At 64.4% G+C, this 23044-nt stretch carries 23 protein-coding genes and 1 pseudogene; 12 read left to right on the forward strand and 12 right to left on the reverse strand.

The window, feature by feature from the left end; translation table 11 throughout:
- Positions 1–13: 13 nt before the first annotated feature.
- The 3 genes and pseudogenes from FJ430_RS26490 to FJ430_RS26500 all read left to right on the forward strand — a co-directional run bounded on the left by FJ430_RS26490 (position 14) and on the right by FJ430_RS26500 (position 1540).
- Positions 14–757 carry an SDR family NAD(P)-dependent oxidoreductase gene (locus tag FJ430_RS26490; protein WP_140703142.1) on the forward strand — a complete coding sequence of 248 codons (744 nt, stop codon included), beginning with the start codon at positions 14–16 and terminating at the stop codon, positions 755–757.
- A gap of 110 nt (positions 758–867) precedes the next feature.
- Positions 868–1180: pseudogene (locus FJ430_RS26495) on the forward strand (hypothetical protein); the annotation flags it as partial.
- Between the two features lie 135 nt (positions 1181–1315).
- Positions 1316–1540: a hypothetical protein gene (locus tag FJ430_RS26500; protein ID WP_041008353.1), complete on the forward strand. Its 225-nt coding sequence runs from the start codon at positions 1316–1318 to the stop codon at positions 1538–1540.
- Between the two features lie 50 nt (positions 1541–1590).
- Here FJ430_RS26500 and FJ430_RS26505 read toward each other — a convergent pair whose 3' ends face one another.
- Positions 1591–2097, reverse strand: coding sequence for an OsmC family protein (locus tag FJ430_RS26505; protein WP_140703140.1), 507 nt, complete (start codon positions 2095–2097; stop codon positions 1591–1593).
- A 305-nt stretch (positions 2098–2402) separates the two neighbouring features.
- On the opposite strand from FJ430_RS26505, the gene aguA reads away from it, so the two are divergent.
- Both aguA and FJ430_RS26515 read left to right on the forward strand, forming a co-directional pair.
- The gene (gene aguA / locus FJ430_RS26510) at positions 2403–3509 is read left to right on the forward strand and encodes an agmatine deiminase (protein ID WP_140703138.1); all 1107 of its coding nucleotides are present in this window, start codon (positions 2403–2405) and stop codon (positions 3507–3509) included.
- Between the two features lie 90 nt (positions 3510–3599).
- Positions 3600–4700, forward strand: a complete 1101-nt coding sequence (locus FJ430_RS26515) for a polyamine ABC transporter substrate-binding protein (protein ID WP_140703136.1) — start codon at positions 3600–3602, stop codon at positions 4698–4700.
- Between the two features lie 15 nt (positions 4701–4715).
- On the opposite strand, the gene FJ430_RS26520 is transcribed toward FJ430_RS26515, so the two are convergent.
- The gene (locus tag FJ430_RS26520) at positions 4716–5471 is read right to left on the reverse strand and encodes a helix-turn-helix transcriptional regulator (RefSeq protein ID WP_140651765.1); all 756 of its coding nucleotides are present in this window, start codon (positions 5469–5471) and stop codon (positions 4716–4718) included.
- Positions 5472–5640: 169 nt separating this feature from the next.
- Between FJ430_RS26520 and FJ430_RS26525 the strand changes: the two genes are divergently transcribed.
- From FJ430_RS26525 to FJ430_RS26535, 3 genes are all read left to right on the forward strand, one after another.
- Positions 5641–7146 (forward strand): S10 family peptidase, encoded by a 1506-nt coding sequence (locus FJ430_RS26525; RefSeq protein WP_140703134.1) that lies wholly within the window; start codon positions 5641–5643, stop codon positions 7144–7146.
- 144 nt (positions 7147–7290) lie between these two features.
- Complete coding sequence (locus FJ430_RS26530; RefSeq protein WP_140651762.1) at positions 7291–8184, forward strand: DMT family transporter; 894 nt, start codon at positions 7291–7293, stop codon at positions 8182–8184.
- Positions 8185–8224: 40 nt separating this feature from the next.
- On the forward strand, positions 8225–9139 hold the full coding sequence (locus tag FJ430_RS26535) for a DMT family transporter (protein WP_226891926.1): 915 nt from the start codon (positions 8225–8227) through the stop codon (positions 9137–9139).
- Positions 9140–9318: 179 nt separating this feature from the next.
- Here the strand turns inward: FJ430_RS26535 and FJ430_RS26540 are convergent, their stop codons facing one another.
- Positions 9319–10170 carry a LysR substrate-binding domain-containing protein gene (locus tag FJ430_RS26540; protein ID WP_140703131.1) on the reverse strand — a complete coding sequence of 284 codons (852 nt, stop codon included), beginning with the start codon at positions 10168–10170 and terminating at the stop codon, positions 9319–9321.
- Positions 10171–10281: 111 nt separating this feature from the next.
- Between FJ430_RS26540 and FJ430_RS26545 the strand changes: the two genes are divergently transcribed.
- The gene (locus tag FJ430_RS26545; RefSeq protein WP_140703129.1) at positions 10282–10689 is read left to right on the forward strand and encodes a tautomerase family protein; all 408 of its coding nucleotides are present in this window, start codon (positions 10282–10284) and stop codon (positions 10687–10689) included.
- A gap of 34 nt (positions 10690–10723) precedes the next feature.
- Here FJ430_RS26545 and FJ430_RS26550 read toward each other — a convergent pair whose 3' ends face one another.
- Together FJ430_RS26550 and FJ430_RS26555 are read right to left on the reverse strand one after the other, a co-directional pair.
- Positions 10724–11230, reverse strand: coding sequence for an RES family NAD+ phosphorylase (locus FJ430_RS26550; RefSeq protein WP_140703127.1), 507 nt, complete (start codon positions 11228–11230; stop codon positions 10724–10726).
- Positions 11227–11712, reverse strand: coding sequence for an antitoxin Xre/MbcA/ParS toxin-binding domain-containing protein (locus tag FJ430_RS26555; RefSeq protein WP_140703125.1), 486 nt, complete (start codon positions 11710–11712; stop codon positions 11227–11229). Before FJ430_RS26555 ends, FJ430_RS26550 begins: the two co-directional genes overlap by 4 nt.
- Positions 11713–11880: 168 nt before the next feature.
- Here FJ430_RS26555 and FJ430_RS26560 point away from each other — a divergent pair, with 168 nt between their 5' ends.
- The gene (locus FJ430_RS26560) at positions 11881–14103 is read left to right on the forward strand and encodes an AMP-binding protein (RefSeq protein ID WP_140703123.1); all 2223 of its coding nucleotides are present in this window, start codon (positions 11881–11883) and stop codon (positions 14101–14103) included.
- Between the two features lie 27 nt (positions 14104–14130).
- On the opposite strand, the gene FJ430_RS26565 is transcribed toward FJ430_RS26560, so the two are convergent.
- Together FJ430_RS26565 and FJ430_RS26570 are read right to left on the reverse strand one after the other, a co-directional pair.
- Positions 14131–14946, reverse strand: coding sequence for a CDP-alcohol phosphatidyltransferase family protein (locus FJ430_RS26565; protein WP_140703121.1), 816 nt, complete (start codon positions 14944–14946; stop codon positions 14131–14133).
- A gap of 3 nt (positions 14947–14949) precedes the next feature.
- Positions 14950–15648 carry a phosphatidylserine decarboxylase gene (locus tag FJ430_RS26570; RefSeq protein ID WP_140703119.1) on the reverse strand — a complete coding sequence of 233 codons (699 nt, stop codon included), beginning with the start codon at positions 15646–15648 and terminating at the stop codon, positions 14950–14952.
- Between the two features lie 212 nt (positions 15649–15860).
- On the opposite strand from FJ430_RS26570, the gene FJ430_RS26575 reads away from it, so the two are divergent.
- Complete coding sequence (locus tag FJ430_RS26575) at positions 15861–16730, forward strand: SMP-30/gluconolactonase/LRE family protein (protein ID WP_140703117.1); 870 nt, start codon at positions 15861–15863, stop codon at positions 16728–16730.
- Here the strand turns inward: FJ430_RS26575 and FJ430_RS26580 are convergent.
- The 3 genes from FJ430_RS26580 to FJ430_RS26590 form a co-directional block, all read right to left on the reverse strand.
- Entirely contained in the window at positions 16706–17047 is a 342-nt protein-coding gene (locus FJ430_RS26580; protein WP_140703115.1) for an antibiotic biosynthesis monooxygenase, read from the reverse strand. The genes FJ430_RS26575 and FJ430_RS26580 overlap by 25 nt on opposite strands.
- 127 nt (positions 17048–17174) lie before the next feature.
- Positions 17175–19058: an ABCB family ABC transporter ATP-binding protein/permease gene (locus FJ430_RS26585; RefSeq protein WP_140703113.1), complete on the reverse strand. Its 1884-nt coding sequence runs from the start codon at positions 19056–19058 to the stop codon at positions 17175–17177.
- Positions 19058–19393: an ArsR/SmtB family transcription factor gene (locus FJ430_RS26590; protein ID WP_140703111.1), complete on the reverse strand. Its 336-nt coding sequence runs from the start codon at positions 19391–19393 to the stop codon at positions 19058–19060. The genes FJ430_RS26585 and FJ430_RS26590 overlap by 1 nt, the downstream gene beginning before the upstream one ends.
- 305 nt (positions 19394–19698) lie before the next feature.
- On the opposite strand from FJ430_RS26590, the gene FJ430_RS26595 reads away from it, so the two are divergent.
- Entirely contained in the window at positions 19699–20469 is a 771-nt protein-coding gene (locus FJ430_RS26595) for a hypothetical protein (RefSeq protein ID WP_140703107.1), read from the forward strand.
- A 259-nt stretch (positions 20470–20728) separates the two neighbouring features.
- Here FJ430_RS26595 and FJ430_RS26600 read toward each other — a convergent pair whose 3' ends face one another.
- Together FJ430_RS26600 and FJ430_RS26605 are read right to left on the reverse strand one after the other, a co-directional pair.
- Positions 20729–20953, reverse strand: coding sequence for a helix-turn-helix domain-containing protein (locus tag FJ430_RS26600; RefSeq protein ID WP_140703100.1), 225 nt, complete (start codon positions 20951–20953; stop codon positions 20729–20731).
- 590 nt (positions 20954–21543) lie between these two features.
- The gene (locus FJ430_RS26605; RefSeq protein WP_140703098.1) at positions 21544–23037 is read right to left on the reverse strand and encodes a LysM peptidoglycan-binding domain-containing protein; all 1494 of its coding nucleotides are present in this window, start codon (positions 23035–23037) and stop codon (positions 21544–21546) included.
- Positions 23038–23044: the final 7 nt, after the last annotated feature.

Raw genomic sequence — 23044 nt, forward strand, 5'->3', positions numbered from 1 at the left:
CGGAATTGCCTGCATGACCCTCGACCTTTCCGGCCGCGTCGCGGTCGTAACCGGCGCCTCGCGCGGCATCGGCTATTTCATCGCCAGGGAACTGGCGGCAGCCGGCGCACATGTGATCGCGGTGGCGCGCACGGTCGGCGGGCTGGAAGAGCTGGACGACCAGATCAAGGCCGATGGCCGCGGCCAGGCGACGCTGGTGCCGCTCGATCTTGCCGACATGGCCGGCATCGACCGTCTGGGCGGCGCCATCCACGAGCGCTGGGGCAAGCTGGATATCCTGGTTGCCAATGCCGGCGTGCTTGGCGTGATCTCGCCGATCGGCCATGTCGAAGCCAAGACCTTCGAGAAGGTGATGACCATCAACGTCACCTCGACCTGGCGGCTGATCCGTTCGGTCGACCCGCTGCTCAGGCTCTCCGATGCCGGCCGCGCCATCATTCTCTCCTCCAACACGGCGCATTCGGCGCGCGCCTTCTGGGCGCCCTATGCGGCTTCCAAGGCGGCGGTCGAGACGATGATGCGTTCGTGGGCGCATGAGACCGAGACCCTGGCGCTGCGGGTGAACGCCGCCGATCCGGGCGCGACCCGGACCGCGATGCGTGCCCAGGCCATGCCCGGCGAGGATCCGGAGACACTGCCGCATCCGTCCGAGATCGCCAGGCGCATCGTGCCGCTGGCCAGCCCGGAACTGAAGGAAACCGGGCTGATCTTCCAGGCCAAGCACAACCGCTTCGTCGCCTACCGGCAGCCGGAATAACCTTGAGTGTTAGGCGGATGAAATAGCGCTGCGGCTACGTTCTTCGAATGTAGGACATTCGAAGCCGGAGTGCCGACATGCGCAGACTTCTTCTCGTTGCCGCCACCGCCGGCATCACCAAGCAGACGGCGCTGACTGAATAGGGCGAGACGATCAACGGCCGCGGCGACACGCCGAACCGCCACGACATGCTGACCGGCTCCAAGCCAGACGGCGCCAGGATCGCCGACCAGACCTGCGGCGACTGGACGATGAGCGGCGCCAGGCGCCGCCATGATGGGCCATCACGATCGCACCGGGCTCGACGATTCGGCGGCGGCGAAGTCGTGGAATTCCTCGCACGCCTCGCGCGGCGGCTGCAGCCAGGAGGCGCTCAAGGGCACCGGTGGCGACGGGCTGTTCTACTGCTTCGCGGTCGAGTGAGCCGGGTCGCGACCCTCTATTCACGGGTCTGTGACCGGGGCGGCGAAAGCGTGTGCCGCCGCCCCGCTTTCGCCGCCCCAAGGGAGTTGCTAGGATCGGTCCGACTCCGACATTTCAGCAAAGCGAGGAATTCCCATGGCTGCTACTCCCAGCGTAGCGTTGGTCTGGTATCTGGTGATTGCCGGCCCGCAAGGCGGCATGGTGGTGCTGCCCAGCACCTTCGACACCCGCGAACAGTGCACCAACGCCATCACCGAATATCAGAAGCAGCCGACGCCTCAGGGCTGGGCCGTGCAATGCGTGCCGAGCGCCTCGCCTTTCACCGATGAAGGGGATGCGGAGACGCCGTCGGCTCAGTAGCGCGAGGCGTCGGCGCTGCTGATCTCCTCCCTTGGGGGAAATCAGCAGTGTCAACGCCCTGCGCTCACAGCCAACGCCGGCTTGTTGTTGATCGTCTGGAACACCACGCAATAGCGCTCGGTGAGCTTCATGAGCGAATCGATGCGCTCCTGCGGCTCGTCGGTGTCGAGGTTGAACTTCAGCCTTATCTCGCGAAAACCGACCGGCGCGTCGCGGGCGACGCCGAGCGTGCCGCGGAAATCGAGGTCGCCCTCGGCCTCGACCGTGGCGTTGCCGAGCTTGAACTCCAGCGCTGTCGCCACAGCTTTCAGCGTCACGCCGGCGCACGCGACCAGCGCTTCCAGAAGCATGTCGCCCGAGCATAGCTCGAGGCCCGAGCCGCCGGTGGCCGGATGAAGCCCGGCGACAGCGTGCGCCCTGCCCGTCTCCACCTTGCAGGCAATCGACTGGTCGTCGAGCGTTCCGCGCGCCTTGAGCGTGATCAGCGCCCTGGCGGCGTCGTCGCGATAGGCTTCCTTCAGCGGAGCCTGCATGGCCTTGAGTGCGGTCGCGTCCATTGCCTGTCCTTTTCGTCGACTTGTTGCTGCATCGGCGTTCGCCGTCCGATCGAGATTTGCCCCGATCGATCGGCAAGGCAATGCATTTATCCCTGCCGCCGTTCCGGCCCAGGTCTTCGCCATTGAAGGGAACGGCGGGCGGCCCTGCTTCCTTGGTCCGTGGCAATCCGCGAAAACACCCCCCATTCCCTCTGCTTGACTTGTTCCAGCCGGCACCCGGCTATCCCAAATGGGACATTGACGGACGACGCCCCGAAAAAGTCTGATCCGGGCGAGTGTCGTCCGCCATTTTCCGGTGCCCCCACATGCCACGTACCCTTTCGACGAAGCCGAAACAGGACGGATTTCGCGCGCCCGGCGAGTTCGAGCCCAAATCGGGGTGTTGGCTGATCTGGCCGGAGCGGCCGGACACCTGGCGCCTCGGCGCCAAGCCGGCACAGAAGCTGTTTGCCAATGTCGCCGCGGCGATCGCGCAAAGCGAGCCGGTGACGGTGGCGGCATCCAGCCGGCAGTGGCAGAACGCCAGGACCCGGTTGCCTGAGCATGTGCGCGTGGTGGAGATGTCCACCAACGATTCCTGGCTGCGCGACAGCGGCCCGAATTTCGTCGTCAACGATCAAGGCTCCGTGCGTGGCGTCGATTGGACCTTCAACGCCTATGGCGGTTTCGATGGCGGGCTCTACGCGCCATGGGACCTGGACGACCTGGCGGCGCAAAAGGTGCTCGAAATCGAGAGGATGGATCGTTATCGCGCGCCGCTGATCGCCGAGGGCGGAGGCCTGCAATGCGACGGACAGGGCACGCTCATCACGACGGAGCAATGCCTGCTCAATCGAAATCGCAACGCCCATCTCGGCAAGGCCGAGGTGGAACGGCAACTGGGCGACTATCTCGGCGTCGACACCATCATCTGGCTGCCCCGCGGCTTTGCCTTCGACGAGACGGACGGCCATGTCGACGATGTCTGCTGCTTCGTGCGCCCCGGCGTGGTCGCGTTGAGCTGGACCGACAATCGCGACGATCCGCAATATGAGATCGTGCGGGAAGCCGAGGAAGTGCTGCGCTCGGCCCGCGACGCGCGTGGCCATGCCCTCGAGGTGCATCGTCTGCCTCATCCCATGCCGATCGAGATGACGCCGGAAGAAAGCGAGAGCCTGGACCGGCTCGATTCGACCTGGGCGCGACCGGCTGGCAACCGGATCGCGGCGAGCTACATCAACTACTATCCGGGCAACAGCGTCGTGGTCGTGCCAGAGTTCGGCTCCGGCCTCGATGTGAAGGCAAAGGCGAAGCTGGCCGAGCTGTTCCCCAACCACAGAATAGTCGGCATCGAGAACTCCCGCGAGATTTTGCTGGGTGGCGGCAATGTCGCCTGCATCACCTTGCCGGTCTATGCCCCACAACGACGTTGAGCGAAGGCGAACGCCGGCTAACCGGCCGCGAAACGGAACTGAGGGCTGAGCGATCCATCGGTGCCAGCCCAGGCGAAAAGGAGGAGATTCATGCGCATCCTGATCCTGTCAACGCTGCTTGCCGGGCTCGCCTGCGGCATCGCCAGCACGGCTTCGGCGGACGAGGAAAAAGTCGTCAACGTCTACAACTGGTCGGACTACATCGCGCCGGACACCGCCGAGAAGTTCGAGAAGGAGACGGGCATCAAGGTTCGCTACGATGTCTATGACGGCAACGAGGTGCTCGAGACAAAGCTGCTCACCGGCGGCTCCGGATATGACGTGGTCTATCCTTCGGCCTATCCGTTCCTGAAGAACCAGGTGAAGGCGGGGGCCTTCCTGGAGCTCGACACGTCCAAGCTTGCAAACCACGCGAAGATCGATCCGCAGGCTCTTTCGCTGATCGCCGGCGCGGACCCGCAAAACAAGCATGCCGTGCCCTATATGGCCGTCACCGACGGCATCGGCTACAACGTCGTCGCGGTGAAGCAGCGGCTGCCGGACGCGCCGACAAATTCCTTCGCCATGGTCTTCGACGTCGACGTCGTCAAGAAGCTCTCCGATTGCGGCGTGGCGATGATCGACGCGCCGGCTGAAGTCATTCCAATGGCCCTGAATTATCTTCATGTCGACCCGCGGTCGACCAGTCCCGACGACCTTGCCAAGGTCGAGGAACTGATGGCCAAGGTGCGGCCCTACATCCGCTATTTCCACTCCTCGAAATACATAAACGACCTGGCGAACGGCGACATCTGCGTCGTGCTTGGCTGGTCGGGCGACATACTTCAAGCAAGGACGCGTGCCGCCGAATCCACCAAGAAGCTGGAGATCGCCTATTCCATTCCGAAGGAAGGCACGCTCATCAACTTCGATACGATGGCGGTGCCGAAGGATGCGCCGCACCCCGATAACGCCATGGCCTGGATCAACTTCAACCTGCGGCCCGATATCGCCGCGACCAACTCCAGCTATGTCTCCTATGCCAACGCGATACCGGACTCCCTGCCGCTGATGGACAAGGCGATCGCCAGCGACCCCGGTGTCTTTCCTCCCGACGACGTGAAGGCCAAGCTGTTCGTGGTCGACAACAGCGACGCGAAGCTGCTGCGGTCTCAAAATCGTATGTGGACGCGTGTGGTGACGGGGCAGTAGGGCCGGCGCGCAACATCAGTTGCGCGCGGCCTCGCGAACGGCTGCCAGCAACTCCACCTGGGAGTGCACACCGAGCTTGCGGTAGACCTGCTTGATGTGGTTGCGGGCCGTGCCCGGCGAAATGGAAAGGCTCCGCGCGATGGTCTTGGCGTTGCCGCCGTCGATCAGGTGCCGCGCGATCTCGCTCTCGCGCGCGCTGAGCAGGGACCGCGCGGCCTCAACTGCCCCGCCCTTGTCCCTGAGGCGGCACAAGTGAAACAATCTTTCCAGAACCAGCTTCGTTGCGCCGCCCGCGGCGCAGGCGAGCGCCAGGTCCTGCTCGCCAAAGGGCGGCGCGCCGTTGCGTCGCAGAAAGGTGACATAACCAGCGGTCAGCCTGTCGAGATTGAACACGCCGGTTATCTCGTCGAAGCTGTCGGAGGGGCCATAGAATTCGCGGTAATAGGGCGAGCGCTGAAAATCGCCGCTGCGGAGAGCCGATAACGGCAACAGAAAATCCTGCCGGCTGCTGGCGAACCGCTGGAAGAAGGGGTCCAGCCGGTAGACGCGGGCGTCGTAGTCGCGGTTCCAGCGATCGGGGCCGGCGTCGTCGATCGTCAGGGAGGTGATGTCACGGCGATAGAAGCCGACATACACGCGATCGGAGCCGAGCAACACGCCCGCCGCCGCGGTGAAGCGAGCCGACAATTCCTCGGGCGTTGCAGCGCCGGCCGCGGCGGCGACGCCGCCGCTCCAGCTTGCAAATCGGTCGAGGGAAAAATTCGCGAGCATTCGCGCCTAGCCTAGCGCATGCCGCCGCAAGTTCAACCTGGCGAAATGGCGGCAAGGCGGGGACCGGTATGGCTGCCTCAGGCACCGTGACGGATCGCGAGAGCGAGTAGTTGCTTTGACTTCACAGACCCAGGCCATACCTATTGCGAAACCCCTTTGCGGAGGCATCATGAGGTCCAAGCTGAGACTCCTCCCCTTCATCCTGCTGGCGTTCGCCGCCTTCTCACAGCCGGGCTTCGCCGCCGAAGCACCCGAGCGCCCGGCGCCCGAGGGTGGTGTGCTTTCTCTCCTGCCGCCGCCCCAGGTGACCGAGCATTCGATCACGCTTGGCGGGCGCAAGCTGGATTACCAGGCCAAGGCCGGCACGCTGTCGCTCTTGTCCGGCAAGGGCGAGGTCACCGCCGAGATCTTTTATGTCGCCTACACGCAGCAGTCGCCTGCGCCGGCGAAGGACCGGCCGATCACCTTCGTCTTCAACGGCGGACCGGGCGCGGCATCGGCTTACCTGCATCTCGGCGCGATCGGGCCGCGCATCGTCGAGACCGCCGCCGACGGCGAGTTCCTGCGGCCGCCGCAAAAGCTCATCGACAATCCCGACAGTTGGCTCGACATGAGCGATCTCGTCTTCGTCGATCCGGTCGGCACCGGCTACAGCCGCGAGGCGCCGGGGCATGAGCCGAAGGAATTCTGGAGCGTCGACGCCGACGCCAGCTCGGTCGGCGCCTTCATCCGCCTCTATCTGGCGCAGAACGGCCGCACCGGATCGCCGCTGTTCCTCGCCGGCGAGAGCTATGGCGGTTTTCGCGCGGCGCTGCTCGCCCGCACACTCCAGGAGGATGTTGGGTTGAGCCCCAGCGGCGTCGTGCTGATCTCGCCGGCGCTGGAATTCATGCTGGTGCGCCCCGACCAATTCGACCAGTTGCATTGGGCGCTGGAATTGCCTTCGCTGGCGGCGACACGCCTGAAGGGCGACGGCGTCAGCGGTGATGCGTTGCGCGACAGGCTGGCCGAGGTCGAGCACTACGCGCTCGGCGATTACCTGACGGCGCTGAACAGCGGGCTGGAGCAAGGCGGCAAGCTCGCCAGCGGTCGCGTTTCGGAGATCACCGGCCTGCCGCTCGAGCTCGTCCAACGCAATTTCGCCCGCATCCCCATCGGGCTTTTCGCCAAGGAATTCCAGCGCGCCACGGGCAAGGTGCTCAGCCCTTACGACGCCACCATCGGCACCGCCGACATCGCGCCGCAAAGCGCGCGTGACGCCGGCCCCGACCCGGTGCTCGACCGCAGCATTCCAGCGCTGACATCCGCCTTCGTCGCCTATGCCCGCGACGAGCTCAACTACCGCACCGATGTCAGCTACCGGCTGCTCAACGGCGAGATCAGCCGCAGTTGGGATTACGGCACATCGGGCCAGGGTTATGCCGGCGTGATGAACGACCTGCAGCGGGCGCGTTCGCTCAACCCTGCCCTCGGCGTCGTCATCGTCAACGGCTACACCGACCTCGTCACACCCTATCTCGCCTCGCGCTACCTGGTGAACCAGGTTCCCTCGCTCGCCGACGCCAAGCCGATCCGCCTCGACGTCGTCGAGGGCGGCCACATGATGTATCTGCGGCCGGATGGGCGACGCGCGCTGAAGGACGCGGCATCGGAGCTCTATCAGGCGACGCAGTAGTCCCCCGACCGGCCTTCGGCGGACGACCTGCGCCAACGCAAGTGCCGCGGTGGAGCAGCGCCGTGCAAGCTTTCGCCCGTATAGCTGGAGCAGCGGTCCCGACTGGGGCGGAACCGCTTTCCACGCAACCACGCTGAAAACCGCATGGCCAATATCGTCGTCCTCGAAAGCCGCGAAAGGGTGCTGGCCGGCATCCTGTTCACGGCCGCCGCCTATTTCCTGTTTTCGGCGCAGGATGCCTCGATCAAGCTCCTGGTCGTCGGCATGACGGTCTGGCAGATCATGTTCGTCCGCTCGATCACGGTGCTCGTCGCCTGCGGCGCGATCGGCGGCAGGCGGCTGTTCGCCGAAACGATCGACTCGCCGATCGTGAAGCCGATGCTGGTGCGAAGCGCCTTCACGCTGGCCGCCTGGCTTTGCTATTACAACGCCGCGCGCTCGCTGCAGCTCGCCGAGCTCACCACCATCTATTACGCAGCACCCATCATCGTCACCGTGCTGTCGGTGCTGATCCTGGGCGAGACGGTGCCACTGCTGCGCTGGCTGGCGGTGTTCATCGGTTTCGTCGGCGTCTTCATCGCCTGCGATCCAACCCGGCTCGGCCTCTCGCTGCCGGTGCTCCTGGTGCTGGCGGCGGCCGTCCTTTGGGGGATCGCCGTGGTGCTGCTGCGCAAGACCGCCATGCAGGAGCGCACCATGATCCAGCTCGTGCTCAACAATTTCTATTTCCTGCTCTTTTCGGCCGTGCCGGCGCTGATCTGGTGGCATATGCCGGACGGAACGCAGTTCCTTTTGCTCATCAGCGTCGGCGCGCTCGGCGGCGTTGCGCAATACATGCTGTTCGAGGGCATGAAGCGCGCGCCGGTGTCGATCGTGGCGCCGTTCGAGTACACGTCGCTGGTCTGGGCCTTCGCGCTGGGCTACGCCATCTGGGGCGACCTGCCGCGCACGGAAGTGTTCATGGGCGCGGCGCTGATCATCGGCGCCGGCCTGCTCATCGTCGGCAACGAGCGTTTCCGCAAACGGGAGCAGGCCTGATGACAGAAGGCTGTCAGGAGCAACTGGGTAAGCTGGCGCCATGACAGACACGCTCGACATGCCGGAAAAGCTTGCGCCTGCCGCCGACGTGGCCGCCGAGCGCACGCTCGGCATCATCCTGGTGTCGGCCTCGGCAATCGCCTTCGCGCTGACCGGCGTGCTGACCAAGTCAATCCATGCCGATCCGCTCACCATCACCTGCTGGCGCGGTTTTTTCGGCTCGATCCTGATCAGCTTCTACGTGCTGTGGCGCCGGCGCCGCTCGGGCAGGCGCGAAAGCCTGAAACTCGGCTGGCGCGGCTGGCTGCTGGCGGTCGAAGGGGCAGCGGCCAGCATCGCCTTCATCTCGGCCTTCAAATTCACCTATGTCGCCAATGTCGCGGTCATCTACGCGACCTCGCCCTTCATCGCGGCGCTGCTCGCCTTCCTGTTGGTGCGGGAAAAATTCCGGCTGCAGACGATGGTTGCGGCGGCGGTGTCGCTTTGCGGCGTCGCCATCATGGTGGGCGCCGGCCTCGGCAACGGGCACCTGTTCGGCGATGGGCTGGCGCTTTTGATGACCGCCGGCAGCGCGCTTTACATGATCATGGTGCGCGCTTTTCGCGATTCGCCGGTCGTCTGGGCGGGCGCTGTCTCGGCCTTCCTGCTTTTCGTGCTCGGCTGGTTCGTCACCGATCCGCTGGCCGTGTCCACCCGCGACATGGCGCTGCTCGCCACTTTCGGCTGCTCCTTCGCGCTGGCTTCGATCCTGTGGACGGAAGGGTCGCGGCTCATCCCGTCGGCGGAAGCCGGGCTGCTGGGCTCGGCCGAGGTGCCGTTCGCCATCCTTTTTGCCCTGCTGTTCCTCGGCGAAATCCCGCCGATGGCCAGCATCATCGGCGGCGCTATCGTGCTTTGCGCGGTCTTCGCGCATGCCGGCCGCGACTGGTTGAAGGCGAAATCGGCGCGCTCGTAAATTATTTTCGCAGTCATGGAACCATCATCCGACTCAGGCATTGTTGGTTCGACGGGTCACCCCCCAAGTCCCCCCAAACCCCTCGACCCGTCCGACTAGAAGCCGACCCGCAAAAAGGTCGGCTTTTTCTTTGGGAATTGCTTCGGGGAACTCCCGGGACATGGCGGCACGGTTTCCATTCAGGACAAGGCCAGGCCGCCGCCGAGAAGCTGCGCCAAATCCCGCGCCGGGCGAGGAGCCTCGCGGCCGAGCCGGATGGCGAAATCGGCAACCGGCAGCGGCGGGAGGTCGAGATCGGCGGATGCCTCGACGATGCCGGAATGGGCGAAACGCCGGGTGCGCGGCGTCAGCGCGATGCCGGCATTGACCGCGCTGCGCAGGCCGGCAAGGCTGGCGCTGCCGGCGGCGATGCGATAACGGCGGCCGGCCGCGTCGAGCGCATTGAGCGCGGCTTCGCGAAAGCCGCAATAGGGATCGAGCAGCGCCAGCGGCACGGCTTCGGGCCGCGTCGCCAAGCCTCTTTCCGAGCAGAGCCACAGCATCGGCTCGCTGATCACGGCCGTTTCATCCGGCGATGGGGCATGGCGCATGGTGATAGCGAGGTCCAACTGGCCCGCCTGCAGCGCCGATCCGAGTTCCAGCGAGCGGCCGACGCGCAGCTCGATCCTGACGCGCGGATGGCTGACGGCGAAGGCCCTGAGCAGGTCCGGCAGGCCCTGATCGGCGAAATCCTGCGTCGTGCCGATGGCGATGCGGCCGCCGGCACGCGCGCCCTTCAGCGCCAGCCAGGCATCGGTGTGTACGGCAAGGATGCGCCGCGCATGGCCGACGAGGTCCTCGCCGGCCGGGGTCAGCCCGCGTCCCCTGCCCTGCGGGGTGAGCAGCGGCTCGCCGACGATCTCTTCGAGCCGCTGCATCTGTGCGGTCACCGCCGACGGCGTGCGCCCGACAGTGGACGCAGCCCTGGCCAGCGAGCCACCGTCGACGAAAGCGAGGAAGGTTTTCAGAAGATCGGGATCGAGCGTTTCCATACTTCGACAATATCGAAGTAATTATCAAAAACAATTCGATTTTATTAACGAATGGATACGCCATATCTCTCTCATCGAAGGCGCGACGCGCGAAACCGAAGGAGAAAAGACATGCCGATCATCAACATCAGCGTCACCGGCAAGCCCGACGCCAAGCTGTCCGCGGCACTCGCCAAGGAGGCCACCGACATCACCACCAGGGAGCTGCGCAAGGATCCGACGATCACCGCGGTCGCGGTCAACTACATCGACCCGCAGCACTGGTTCGCCGGCGGCAAGTCGCTGGCCGAGCACGGCGCCAACACGTTCTGGCTGGACATCAAGGTCGTCGACGGCACCAACACCAAGCTCGAGCTCGAAGCCTATCTGAAGGCGATCTTCGAGGCTTTCGGCCGGCTGCTTGGCGGTGTGCATGAGGAAAGCTATGCCTTCGTGCATGAGGTGCCGGCGGCGGCCTATGGCTATGGCGGCAAGAGCCAGGAGTTCCGGTTCATCAGCGGGAGGCTGAAGGCAGTATAGGGTGTTTCGCTCCGCCGCCTGTCTGGACGGTACGCTATCTCGCGGGAGGATGAAGCCTGGTATCCAGCGCGAAATCCTCCTGCAGGCGCGGCTTGTAGAGGCCGCTCGCGCGGCCGGGATCGAACACCAGGTTCCAGCTATGCTGGGACACGGCGCTCGGAATCAGAAATAAGGGGTGCTCCGCTAAGAGACCGTCGCCAAACTGTTGCTGCCCTGCGCTTGGAATGCCTGGCCGAAGCCAGTTTGCGTTTGGAATATCGCCGATTTCCACCACATGAATTTTCGAAGGATCGGCGATCTCGAATGCCGTCAGCACGTGGCGGACTGTATCGAGCGTGCGAAATCCCTTGTGGACCGCCACCTCGAGAATGGCGGTCGAAGGGTCAACGGACGCATATACGGCCCTGACGCCTTTGCTGTTCCACCTTCCCCCGAGTTTGAAGGCTCCCTCGCCGCTGTCCCAGCTTGCCTGGAAGCGTTTGTGATCAAGTCTCCAGCCGAGGACATCGCCCGTTCCGAGAGAACCTGGCAAAGGCGTCACGCGTAGACACCGTAGTCGAGCCGTTCGAGAAATTCCTGCACAAGTATGGTACCCGCCGCTGTGGCCAAGAGATCGATCGGTCGCCTGTTGTCCAACCCCATGGCGGGCTCAATCATCCATTTCTCGGCCGCTTCCTGGTTTCCGAAAACAAACGTGGCCTTGGTGAGGACCCTGGCGAAATTCCAGGTCCTTGAACCTTGCTCCCGATTGAGCGTCCGGGAATGATCCGATTTGTGCCGCTGATATGTCCGCTCGCTCATGCCGAATGCCGCCTCGAAGGCATCTGCTTCGATGACGGTCAGTTGCCTGACGAGGCTTTCCAGAGCCTGGCTTGGAATTCCATGCAGGATCATTTCATGCGCCTCGAGCGGGCTGGATACCGAGGATCCAAGAACCTTCGGCCCGCCGAACAGGTCGATCAGCCGTTCGAACTCCGGCTCCATGTGTGGTGCTTCGGCAAACCCCGTCGGGAAACTGGCCATCTTTACCTCTCCGTCACGTGTCATTTTATTTACGACATGTGTCAGAGCCTTTCAAGTGGAGATCGAGGCACTGCTTCAGCCCACATTGACCTTGCCCCCACTTCCGCTACCCTCTGCCACCGAAGCGGCCGCTCAAGAGCCGCCCCGAGGAGACTGGGAGAGAGCGGCATGATCCTGACCCTGGCGCTGCTGGCGGGCCTTGTCCTTGCCTGGCTGCTGATCGCGGTGATCGAACGGTTCCGGCTCGATCTGCGCTTCACCCAGGCGCTGCTCTATGTGCCGTTCAAGCTCGCCTATCGCGTCGCCGACAACCGCATCCGCATTGCCCGCAGCGCCAAGACGCCGGTGATCTATGTGGTCTCGCACCAGTCGCGCATCGAGCCGACGCTGATGCTGTCGCTGCTTCCCGACGACACGCTGCATATCCTGGACGAGGCCTCGGCGCGCTCGCCCTGGCTGGAGCCTTGGCGCGAGCTTGCCCGCACCATCGCCTTCAACGCCGAGCATCTCTTCGTCAGCCGGCGGCTGGTGCGCGTGCTGAAGGGCAAGGGGCGGCTCGCCGTCTACCTGCCCGACGATGTCGAGCCGGACGTCAAATCCTTCCGGCTGTTTCGCGCCATCACCCGCATAGCCATGCAGGCCGACGCACGCATCGTGCCGATCTTCGTCGCCGGCACGCGCGACCTGCCGGTGTCGCTGACGCCGAAGGAGAAAGCGCCGCGCCACTGGTTCCCGCGGCTTTGGGTGAGCGTGCTGGAGCCGATGACCATCGCCGAGCTGGTGGCACGCAACCCGGACATGGCTTCCAACACCAACGCGCTGTTCGACCGTTTCGCCGAAGCGCGGCTCTACGGCACCAATCTCGACCGCGGGTTGTTCCTTGCCATGCGCGATGCCGCCGATCGCGTCGGCCCCTCGCATCCGATCATCGAGGACGTGATTTCCGGCTCGCTCAGCTATCGCAAGCTGTTCATCGGCGCGCGCGTCCTCGGCCGCCATTTCGAGGTGGTGACAGCGCCCGGCGAAGCGGTCGGCGTGCTCCTACCCAACGCCAATGGCGTGGTGCTCACCTTCGTCGGCCTGATCTCAGCGGGCCGCGTCGCGGCGATGATCAACTACACCGCCGGCCCGGCGAGCGTGACCGCGGCGGTCCGCACCGCGGTGATCCGCACCGTGGTCTCATCCCGCGCCTTCATCGAAAAGGCCGCCATCGACGATATCGTCGCCGCGGTCGAAGCGGGCGGCGCCAAGATGCTGTGGCTGGAGGATGTGCGCGCCGGCGTGACGGCCCTGGACAAGGTCGCGGCCGCGCTTTTGTGGCGCCTGCCTTTGCAGCGGCAGCAGGCGGGCAAACCAGCTGTGATCCTGTTCACCTCCGGCTCGGAGGGCACGCCGAAGGCAGTGGTGCTGTCGAACCACAACCTGCTTGCCAATGTCATGCAGGCCGAGGCACGCGTCTCCGTCTCGCCGGCCGACATCCTGCTCAACGTGCTGCCGGTGTTCCATTCCTTCGGGTTGACCGGCGGCACCATCCTGCCGCTAGTGCTGGGGATAAAGCTGTTCCTCTACCCCTCGCCGCTGCACTACAAGATCATCCCCGAGATCGCCCGCAAAGTGAAGCCGACCGTGATGTTCGGCACCGACACTTTCCTCGCCAACTATGCCCGAACCGCCAAGGACGGCGACTTCTCCAGCCTGCGCTTTGTCGTGGCCGGCGCCGAAGCGGTGAAGCCGGAAACGCGGCGCACCTATCACGACCGTTTCCAGGCTTCGATCGTCGAAGGCTTCGGGCTGACCGAGGCCGCGCCCGTGGTGGCGGTGAACACCGCCATCCACGGCCGCGACGGCACAGTCGGGCGGCCGCTGCCGGCGATCCGCATGAAGCTGGAGCCGGTCGAAGGCATCGCCGAGGGCGGCCGGCTGTGGCTCGACGGGCCGAACATGATGATGGGCTATATGACCGCCGACCGTCCCGGCGAATTGCAGCGGCTGGAAGGCTGGCACGACACCGGCGATATCGTCTCGGTCGACCGCGAGGGCTTCATCACCATACGCGGGCGGGCCAAGCGCTTCGCCAAGATCGCCGGCGAGATGGTGTCGCTGGGCGCGGTCGAGATGCTGGTGCAGTCGCTATGGCCGGAAGAGCGCCACGCAGCGGTGGCGGTGCCCGACAAGAGGCGCGGCGAGCGCATCGTGCTGGTCACCACCGCTGACGCAGCCAATGCCGAGGAGCTGCGCCAGTTCGGTAAGAAGGCCGGCGCGGCCGAGCTGATGGTGCCCAACGACATCATCAAGGTGGAAGAGATCCCGGTGCTGGGCTCGGGCAAGACGGATTACATCTCGGCGCGCAAGCTGGCGATCGACCGGCTGGGGCTGAGCGCGGCGGCCTGATCTCCCCCTCAAGGGGGAAGATACCAGCTACCCGATATCCGACGGCGGCACCTTCTCGCCTTCGCGCATGGCCCGCTTGGAATAGGCGCGCACCGAGAGTGGCAGGAAAAGCAGATAGCCGGCGACGGAAGCCGTCAGCGTGTACCAGGGATAGGCCATCAACAAGAGGATGTAGAGCACGACGCCGAGGATCACCGGCAGCACCCGATCGCCGGGTATCTTGACGCTCTTGCCCGAATAGACCGGCAGGCGGCTGACCAGCAGGAACGCCACCAATACGGTAAAGCCCGAGGCGACGAAGGCCGCCGGCCGGCTGGGCTCCAGCCCGAGCCGCAGGAAATAGAGATAGAGCGGCAGCATGACCAGCACAGCACCCGCCGGGGCCGGCACACCGACGAAATATTCGGTCTGCCAGGCCGGCTGGTCGGTGTCGTCGGCCAGCACGTTGAAGCGGGCAAGCCGCATGCCGCAGGCGATGGTGAAGAGAAGTGCCGCGATCCACCCGGGCGAGCCGGCGCGATCGAGCAGGAAGGCGTAGAGCACCAGCGCCGGCGCCACGCCGAAATTGACGATGTCGGCCAGCGAATCCATCTGCGCGCCGAATTTCGAGGTCGCCTTCAGCATGCGCGCCAGCCGCCCGTCGATACCGTCGAGGAAGGCGGCAAGCAGCACCATGACCACCGCGATCTCGAAGCGGTTCTCGAAGGCGAAGCGGATGCCGGAAAGGCCGGCGCAGATGGCGAGCACGGTGACCAGGTTGGGCAGCACCATGCGCATCGGGATCTCGCGGATGCGCGGACCGCCGCTGGCATGCGCCTCGAATTTCTTGAACGGCGCGCCCAACGCTCAGGAAACCCTGACCAAGGGCGTGACCGCGGTGCCGCCGAATTCGGCAAGCACGGTCTCGCCGCCGACAGCCGTCTGGCCGACCGCGACGCGCGGCACGGCGCTCGACGGCAGGAAGACGTCGACGCGCGAGCCGAAGCGGATCAGGCCGAAACGCTCGCCGATCGCGATCGTACCGCCGGTCTCGGCCCAGCAGACGATGCGCCGCGCCACAAGGCCGGCGATCTGGACGGCGGCGATGGTGCCGTTCGGGCTGTCGATGACCAGGCCGTTGCGCTCGTTCTCGGCGCTTGCCTTGTCGAGCTCGGCATTGAGGAATTTTCCGGGCTTGTGCTCGATGCGCGTGATCCGGCCGCGCACCGGAGCGCGGTTGATGTGGCAGGAAAACACGTTCATGAACACCGAAATGCGGGTCATTTCGCCGGAGCCGAGGCCAAGCTCGCTCGGCGGCACGGCGGGCCCTACCGCCGAGATCACGCCATCGGCCGGGCTCACCACCAGCCGGTCGTCGACCGGCGTGACGCGCTCGGGATCGCGGTAGAAATAGACGCACCAAGCGGTGAGGATCAGCCCGATCCAGAACAGGATCGAGGAGAAATAGCCGAGAAACAGCGTCGCCGCGGCGAAGGCGGCGATGAAGGGATAGCCTTCGCGATGGATGGGAACGAACGTATTCTTGACCGAGTCGAGAAGCGTCATAGGGCTTGGGGCGGTCCCTGTTTCAGGTTGCGCCTCAATAGCGGAAAGCCCCCCTCCCCGCAACGCAACAATGGGGGGAGGACAAGCCTGGACGGCAGCGCCGGCGCGCAAGCCTGACTTTTGCTCCTGTTGTCGGAACTCGGCTCCGTCACGCGTCCTTGGCGAGAGGACACCCAAGGATCCCGCCAATGCCTTCGCCGAAATCGTCTGCAATGAGTGCCAAGGTCGTCACAACAGGCCTCGCCTTCGGCGAGTCGCCGCGCTGGCATGATGGCCGGCTCTGGCTCTGCAACTGGGGCACCGGCGAGATCGTCGCTGTCGACGAGGATAGCCAGAGCGAAGTCATGCTCACCGTGCCGGCCATCCTGCCCTATTCGATCGACTGGTTGCCGGATGGCCGGCTGCTTATCGTCTCGGGCCGGGAAGGCCTGCTGCTCAGGCGGGAAGCAGACGGGACGCTCGTCACCCATGCCGATCTCAGACATCTGTCGAAGAACCCCTGGAACGAAATCGTCGTCGACGGACGCCGCAACATCTATGTCAATGGAGGCGGTCCGGCGCCGGCGCCGGGTGAGCATTTCGGGCCGGGCACGATCGTGCTGGTCGCAGCGGACGGCAGCGTGCGGCAGGTCGCCGAGGACATCGCCTTCGCCAACGGCATGGCGGTGACGCCGGACAACAAGACACTGATCGTCGCCGAATCCCACGCTAACCGATTGACCGCCTTCGACATCGCCACCGATGGCGGCCTTTTCAACCGCCGCGTCTGGGCGCGCCTCGGGAACGATTGTCCCGACGGCATTTGCATCGATGCGGAAGGCTGTGTCTGGTACGCCGATGTGCCCAACCGGCACTGCGTGCGTGTGCGCGAGGGCGGCGTGAAGCTCGACGGGATCGCGACCGATCGCGGCTGCTTTGCCTGCATGCTGGGCGGCGCCGATGGCAGGACGTTGTTCATCACCGCCGCCGAATGGCGCGGCTTCGAGCATATGGTCAGCGACGCCCGCACCGGCCAGGTGCTGAGCGCCGCTGTCTCCGTGTCCGGAGCCGGATGGCCTTACAGCTCCGGTACGCGCTGGTAGTTGGCGATGTCGGCCTTTACGCCGAGGCGCGCGATGGTTTCCTGCGCGCTGAAGGCGATGCGCTCATGCGCGGCCTTGACGATCGGCACCACCTTGTCGACGGCATCCTGGCTTTCCCACTCGACCATGGTGACGATGTTGAACTCGCCGGGGCCGGAGAACTGTTCGAGCAGGAAATCCTGCACGAAGCCATCCTGCTGGCGCAGCAGTTCGTGCGTCATGAAGACCTTGCCGAGGATTTCCTCGCGTGCCTCCGCCGGCACGACGAATTTGTCGACCCGGAACACGCTGCCGGTGCGGTGATTTCTGGTGCTCATTTCGATCCATCTCCGTTTGGAAGGGTTGCTTGGCAGGAGGCTCGGAGACGGTTTGCAAGCTCAAGGTAAGTTGAGGTCAAGGGGAATTTGGCCCTTCCTTCTCCCCTTGCTGGAGAAGGAAGAGGCTTCAGCCAACCTCCGAAGTCCTCCTGCGCACAATCACCCCAAGCTCGTCGCTCTCGCGGGCGATGCGCAGGCGCTCCTCGGCTTCGGTCGCTTCGCGCTGGCGGTCCCACATCGAGGCGTAGAGGCCGTGCCTGGCCAGCAGCGCCACATGCGTGCCGCGCTCGGCGATCTGGCCGTCCTTGAGCACGATGATCTCGTCGGCCGAGACCACCGTCGACAGCCGGTGGGCAATGACGATGGTGGTGCGGCCCTTGCTGACCTGGTCCAACGCTGCCTGGATTTCCTGCTCGGTGTGACTGTCCAGCGCCGAGGTCGCCTCGTCCAGCATCAGGATCAGCGGCGCCTTGAGGATGGTGCGGGCGATCGCGACGCGCTGCTTCTCGCCGCCCGACAGTTTAAGCCCACGCTCGCCGACCATCGCGCGGTAGCCTTCGGGCAGCTTGTCGATGAACGGCCCGATCTGGGCGAGCTCGGCCGCCTTGCGCACTTCCTCCTCGCTGGCGCCGACGCGACCGTAGCGGATGTTGTAGGCGATGGTGTCGTTGAAGAGCACCGTGTCCTGCGGCACCATGCCGAGCACGGCGCGCAGGCTCTCCTGCGTGACGTCGCGGATGTCCTGGCCGTCGATCAGCACCTGGCCGCCCTGCACGTCGTAGAAGCGGAACAAAAGCCTGGAAATGGTCGACTTGCCGGCCCCGGACGGGCCGACGATCGCCACCGTCTTGCCGGCCGGCACGTCGAAGGAGACGCCCTTCAGGATCTTGCGGTTGGGATCATAGGAGAAATGCACGTCGCGGAACTCGACCTTGCCGGGCCCGACCTTCAAAGGCTTCGCATCCGGCTTGTCGACGATCTCCTGCGGCACGTCGAGCAGGTCGAACATGTGCTCGATGTCGGTCAACCCTTGCCGGATCTCGCGGTAGATGAAGCCGATGAAGTTGAGCGGCACCGAAAGCTGGATCAGCATGGCGTTGATGAAGACGAAATCGCCGACCGTCTGCCTGCCGGCCTGCACCTCCAGCGCCGACATGCACATGACGATGACGGTGCCCAGACCGAAGATGACGCCCTGGCCGAAGTTCAGCCAGCCGAGCGAGGTCCAGGTTTTCGTCGCGGCGATCTCGTAGCGCGCCATCGAGCGGTCGAAACGCTCGGCCTCCATGCGTTCATTGGTGAAATATTTGACCGTCTCGAAGTTAAGAAGCGAGTCGATCGCCTTGGTGTTGGCGTCGGTGTCGCTGTCGTTCATGTCGCGGCGGATCGAGATGCGCCAGTCGCTGGCCTTGACGGTGAACCAGACATAGAGGCTGACGGTGAGCGCCACCACGACCACATATTTCCAGCCGTAGGTGAAGGCGAAGATGCCGGCGGTCAGCGCGAATTCGAGGATCGTCGGCGCCGTGTTCAGCATGATGAAGCGCACGATCGTCTCGATGCCCTTGGTGCCGCGCTCGATGATGCGCGACAGGCCGCCGGTGCGGCGCTCGAGATGGAAGCGCAGCGACAGCTGGTGCATGTGGACGAAGGTGCGGAAGGCGAGCTGGCGCACCGCATACTGGCCGACCCGGGCAAAGAGCGCGTCGCGCAGCTGGTTGAAGCCGAGCTGGATCAGGCGCAGGACGTTGTACGCAATGACCAGCGCCACCGGCGCCAGCAAAAAGGACGGCAGCGGCGGCGGCGTCTTCGAGGCGTGGGCCAGCGCGTCGGTCGCCCATTTGAAGAAATAGGGGCCGGCGACCAGCGTCAGCTTGGCGACGACCAGAAGCAGCGTCGCCCAGGTGACGCGGGCTCGGAGGTCGGCGCGCTCGGCCGGCCACATATAGGGCCACAGATTACGCAGCGTGGTGAGGGTGCCGGCTTCGGCGGATACGGTCTTTTCGGCCACTAGTCTTGCCTTTTGGGTAAACCGCTGGGGCAGCAGAAGTTGACGAGTCGGGTGAGCGAGGCCGAGACGCCCTCAAGCGCGGCGTGGTCGACGGCATAGCGCGAGCGCTGGCGGTCGGCCTCGAAACTGACCAGCCCGGCCTCGACCAGGATCTTAAGATGCTGCGAGACGGTCGACTGCGCGAGGTCGAGATGGTCGACCACCTCACGGCACGAGCAGCAGCGGCTGGCCGAAAGGCGCTTCAGGATCTCGATGCGCGCCGGATGCGAGAGCGCTGCCAGGCGGAGCGCCATGGCGTGGCTGTCGCTGCAGCGGATTTCGGAGGATTCGGCCATCGTCCATCGGCGATAGACGATGAAGGGGAATGGGGCAAGCTGGACGGATGGGTAGATTTGAGGTGCTGGCGGGACAGCACCCCCCTCTGCCCTGCCGGGCATCCCCCGCAAGGGGGAGATCAGCTAATCGCGGTATTAGGTAGCAAACTCAAACTCTCAATTTAAACGGTTTTAAAAGCGGTTCCGCATTTGTACCGGAACCCGCCCCGCTTATCGCCCGCCAGTTATCCCCATCATCTCTCAACACCCTCTTGCATTCGCAGGCTTGTGAGTATAGGACGGGAGACAGAGAGCGGCGGTTAACCATGAGCGATTCCATCATCACCATCTCGGAAGAGAGCGTTCGCCACGAAGGCGAGCAAATCGCACTCGCCTTTAAGGAGTGGGAGGCGAGGAAGCGCGCTTATGACAAGCTGATTGAATATCTATTGGTCGTCGGCAAGGAGGACTGGGTACCGGCGTCCTACGTTGTGCCAGAGGTTGCTGGGCCAAAGGCATCCCATAAGACAGAGGGTCTCACTGCCCGCAATGGTCCAACGTGGGCAGGTGAAGTGCTGAGGGGCCTTGAGAACTACCCGGACGGGGCAACCCCCAGTGAGCTGCTGGAGGTCGTGCGACAGGGACCGATGAGGGAAAACGCTCTCAATAACCCGAACGGCATTTATAATGCGGTAAGCCGGCTGGAGAAGGCCGGCGAGATTAAGAGGCATAACGGGCGGCTCTTTCTCCCTAACCGCCTAGATCAATTCATGGAGCGCGTTCACAGTGGAGAGATCGTCGACTACCACGGCAGCGGGGACGAAACTAACTCCGACGTTCTGGTCAGGGTTATCTCTGAGAGCGACGGCCTAGAGGCTGGCGAAATAGTGGAAATGATGAGTAAGCGCGGAATGTCCGCCGGCTCCGTTTACAACACACTTTCGAAGATCGCCCTAAAGGGGCGAGTTCGGCGCGAGGGGAAGCTCTATCTCCCCGTAAAGAATGAAGCGCTCCCCGAGCAATCGGAAAGCGCTTCGCAGATCACCGGCGGCGAGGGTGAGAGCTCGCTGCCAAATATGGGTTCAGGGAATGACTAGGGTGCCCCTGAACTCAAACCGTACCGTTACCCACGGCAGACCCGGCGCTGTAGTCGCCGGGAAGGAGGTTGCCCGGATGCTTTCGTATCCGGTGTGGTTCGGGCTGGTAGTCCCGTTCCACCTCCTCTTGTTGACTATCCGTCCCGCTTAGGCGGGGCGGTTGTGCTGCCCCCTTCCATAAGGGGTAAGAGCAACGGCGCTTTCCGGGTCCAATCCGGGAGCGCCGTTGTGCATTTTATATCATGGTCGAGAGCGAACCTCAACCATGGTTCGGGTTGACCACTATCCCGCTTGCGTTGTCTAGCGACACTCCAGCGGCTTCAAGCGCGCGCTGGATTGCCTGTAGATTGTTCGCAATTGGGATGCGTCTCGCTTTTTCGAAGTCCCGTATCGTGCTGAGCGAAACTTGCGCGCGCTTAGCCAGATCGTCTTGCGACCAATCCAACCAACCACGCGCTGCCCGGCTTTGCTCAGGTGACAACATGACGCATTTCTATCGACGTCAAGCTAATTTGTCAACGCCAACGTTTTTCGTTGACGTAACGTATATTAGTGGATATCACTTACCTCAACGAAAAGCGTTGAGGTTATCGAAATGGCGCAGCACTTCCTCCTTAGCAAAGAAGCTCGCACGCTTAGCCTCAAAAGCACTGGCTTTTGACGCATTCAATGATTTTGGCCACCAGCGCGCCGTTTGCCGCATCCCATCCCTTTGCCTCGACAATTCGCAAAGCCGGTTTCCCGGTAGGTGAGCTTGTCCCCACCGGCTTCGATCTCCCGCATTAGCCTAGGCAATTCACGCCGCTTGAAGCGGTAGACGTGCTTACGCTTAGGTCTGATGTCCTTCGGGTTACCTTCGTAGGTAAAAATCGCCAGCGTGTGGTCTATGTAGGCTAGCTGGTCTATCAGGACGCTCTCTGCCTGTCCAAGTCGATAACCTGGCCCGACAGTTCCGCCCGTTTGGCGACCAATGCGGATATGACGTGAGGCTCTCCCATGCCCCATATTACGTCAACGCTTTTCGTTGGGGTAGTGGAAATTATTTGAGTTTGCTGTCTAATACCGGCTAATCGCCTACTCCGTCTTCGCCGGCGCGGCTGTCATCTGCTCGCCCATGGCCTTCATGTCGGCGGCCTCGCCTTCCTTCGAAGTGGAAGGCACCTTGAACACCTGGCCCGGCCAGATGCGATCGGGATCGCGGATCTGGTCCTTGTTGGCCAGATAGATCGTCGAGAAGCGAGTGCCATGGCCGTAGACGCGGCGCGAGATGCGCCAGAGCGTGTCGTTGCGGCGGATGATGACGGAGCCGTCGGCATGTTCGAGCTTCGGCGCGACCGTTTCGGGCACGTCGGTCGAGGGCGTCGCCTCGGCAACCTTGGCAGCAGCCCCGGCGGCCGGGGCGGGCTTGGCCGCTTCGGCCGTTGCTGTCTCGGTCGTGGTTTCGGCGGTCTTGGTCTCGGCCGGCTTGGTCTGTGCCGGCTTTGTCTCGCTTGGGGCGACGGCGGCGACCGACTCGCCGGGCTCGCGCTCGAACGGGACGGCAGCGCGGGCGACGACCTTGACGCCATCATTGTCCAGGCCATCGACATGGATGGTGTAGCTGCCGACCGGAATGTCGCGCGTCGCTTCGATCAGGAAATGCCCGTCGGCCGAAGTCTTGGCGTCGCCGAGCAGGATGGCGTCGGCATAGGCGCGCACCTTGCGGCCGGGATCGGCCGTGCCGGCGACGAAGATCTTGCTGCCGTCGATCTCGACCGCTTCGACGGCGATCTTGGGCTCCGCCGCGGCGGCCACAGCCGGCGCGGTCGCCGGAGCCTGGTCGGTGGCGGCGGGCGCGGTCGGCGCCGTGCTGGACGCGGTCGGTGCCGGAGCCTGCTCCGTGGGCGCCGCCGCCTGATCGCTAGCGGCCGGCGCCGCCGGCTTGGTCTCGGCCTCAGGAACGGTGATCAACTGCGAGGCCTTGCCCGGCTCCTCGACCATGGCCAGCACCTGGCCGGTCGGGCTCTGCGGCACTGAGACGACGGCGGTCTGGGCCGAGGCAACGGCAATGCCGCCAACCGTCTGGCGCAGGGTGATCGTATAGTCGCCGGGCTTCAGCGGATCGTCGAGCACGATGGCGAAGGCGCCGTCGGGCCCGGACTCGGTCGAGCCGAGCACCGTGCCCCCGTTCAAGATCTCGACCTTGGCGTTGGGCGCTGCGCTGCCGGCGACGACGATCGAGCCATTGCCCTCGACGCGCACGACATCGAAGGTCGGCAGCGTCGGACCGGCGGCGGCGGGCGCCTGGGCGGCCGACGCCATGGCGTTGTTGGCCGGCGCCATCTTATTGGCGGGCGCCATCGTGTTCGCCGGAGCCATTGTGTTTGAAGGAGCCTGGGGCACACGCGCCTCTGTGCTCGTGCTCGAGGATTCAGCCGGTTTCGCAGCGGTCTGCGGCAGCGTCGCGACCTGCGCCGGCTTCTGGTTGTTGATATAAGGGTCGAGCGCGCCCGAGCCGTAGGCGACCGCCGCGACGGCGACAACGCCGCCCGCCGCGAACAAAAACGCCTTAGAAGGATTGATAGCCATAATTCCG

Origin of the sequence: Mesorhizobium sp. B2-8-5 (genome assembly GCF_006440675.2) — a bacterium.
Classification (GTDB): Bacteria; Pseudomonadota; Alphaproteobacteria; order Rhizobiales; family Rhizobiaceae; genus Mesorhizobium.

Coding starts and splice junctions, on each gene's coding strand:
- FJ430_RS26490 (WP_140703142.1), top strand. CDS start 14: ATGACCCTCGACCTTTCCGGCCGCGTCGCGGTCGTAACCGGCGCCTCG.
- FJ430_RS26500 (WP_041008353.1), top strand. CDS start 1,316: ATGGCTGCTACTCCCAGCGTAGCGTTGGTCTGGTATCTGGTGATTGCC.
- FJ430_RS26505 (WP_140703140.1), bottom strand. CDS start 2,097: ATGGACGCGACCGCACTCAAGGCCATGCAGGCTCCGCTGAAGGAAGCC.
- aguA (WP_140703138.1), top strand. CDS start 2,403: ATGCCACGTACCCTTTCGACGAAGCCGAAACAGGACGGATTTCGCGCG.
- FJ430_RS26515 (WP_140703136.1), top strand. CDS start 3,600: ATGCGCATCCTGATCCTGTCAACGCTGCTTGCCGGGCTCGCCTGCGGC.
- FJ430_RS26520 (WP_140651765.1), bottom strand. CDS start 5,471: ATGCTCGCGAATTTTTCCCTCGACCGATTTGCAAGCTGGAGCGGCGGC.
- FJ430_RS26525 (WP_140703134.1), top strand. CDS start 5,641: ATGAGGTCCAAGCTGAGACTCCTCCCCTTCATCCTGCTGGCGTTCGCC.
- FJ430_RS26530 (WP_140651762.1), top strand. CDS start 7,291: ATGGCCAATATCGTCGTCCTCGAAAGCCGCGAAAGGGTGCTGGCCGGC.
- FJ430_RS26535 (WP_226891926.1), top strand. CDS start 8,225: ATGACAGACACGCTCGACATGCCGGAAAAGCTTGCGCCTGCCGCCGAC.
- FJ430_RS26540 (WP_140703131.1), bottom strand. CDS start 10,170: ATGGAAACGCTCGATCCCGATCTTCTGAAAACCTTCCTCGCTTTCGTC.
- FJ430_RS26545 (WP_140703129.1), top strand. CDS start 10,282: ATGCCGATCATCAACATCAGCGTCACCGGCAAGCCCGACGCCAAGCTG.
- FJ430_RS26555 (WP_140703125.1), bottom strand. CDS start 11,712: ATGGCCAGTTTCCCGACGGGGTTTGCCGAAGCACCACACATGGAGCCG.
- FJ430_RS26560 (WP_140703123.1), top strand. CDS start 11,881: ATGATCCTGACCCTGGCGCTGCTGGCGGGCCTTGTCCTTGCCTGGCTG.
- FJ430_RS26570 (WP_140703119.1), bottom strand. CDS start 15,648: ATGACGCTTCTCGACTCGGTCAAGAATACGTTCGTTCCCATCCATCGC.
- FJ430_RS26575 (WP_140703117.1), top strand. CDS start 15,861: ATGAGTGCCAAGGTCGTCACAACAGGCCTCGCCTTCGGCGAGTCGCCG.
- FJ430_RS26580 (WP_140703115.1), bottom strand. CDS start 17,047: ATGAGCACCAGAAATCACCGCACCGGCAGCGTGTTCCGGGTCGACAAA.
- FJ430_RS26590 (WP_140703111.1), bottom strand. CDS start 19,393: ATGGCCGAATCCTCCGAAATCCGCTGCAGCGACAGCCACGCCATGGCG.
- FJ430_RS26595 (WP_140703107.1), top strand. CDS start 19,699: ATGAGCGATTCCATCATCACCATCTCGGAAGAGAGCGTTCGCCACGAA.
- FJ430_RS26600 (WP_140703100.1), bottom strand. CDS start 20,953: ATGTTGTCACCTGAGCAAAGCCGGGCAGCGCGTGGTTGGTTGGATTGG.
- FJ430_RS26605 (WP_140703098.1), bottom strand. CDS start 23,037: ATGGCTATCAATCCTTCTAAGGCGTTTTTGTTCGCGGCGGGCGGCGTT.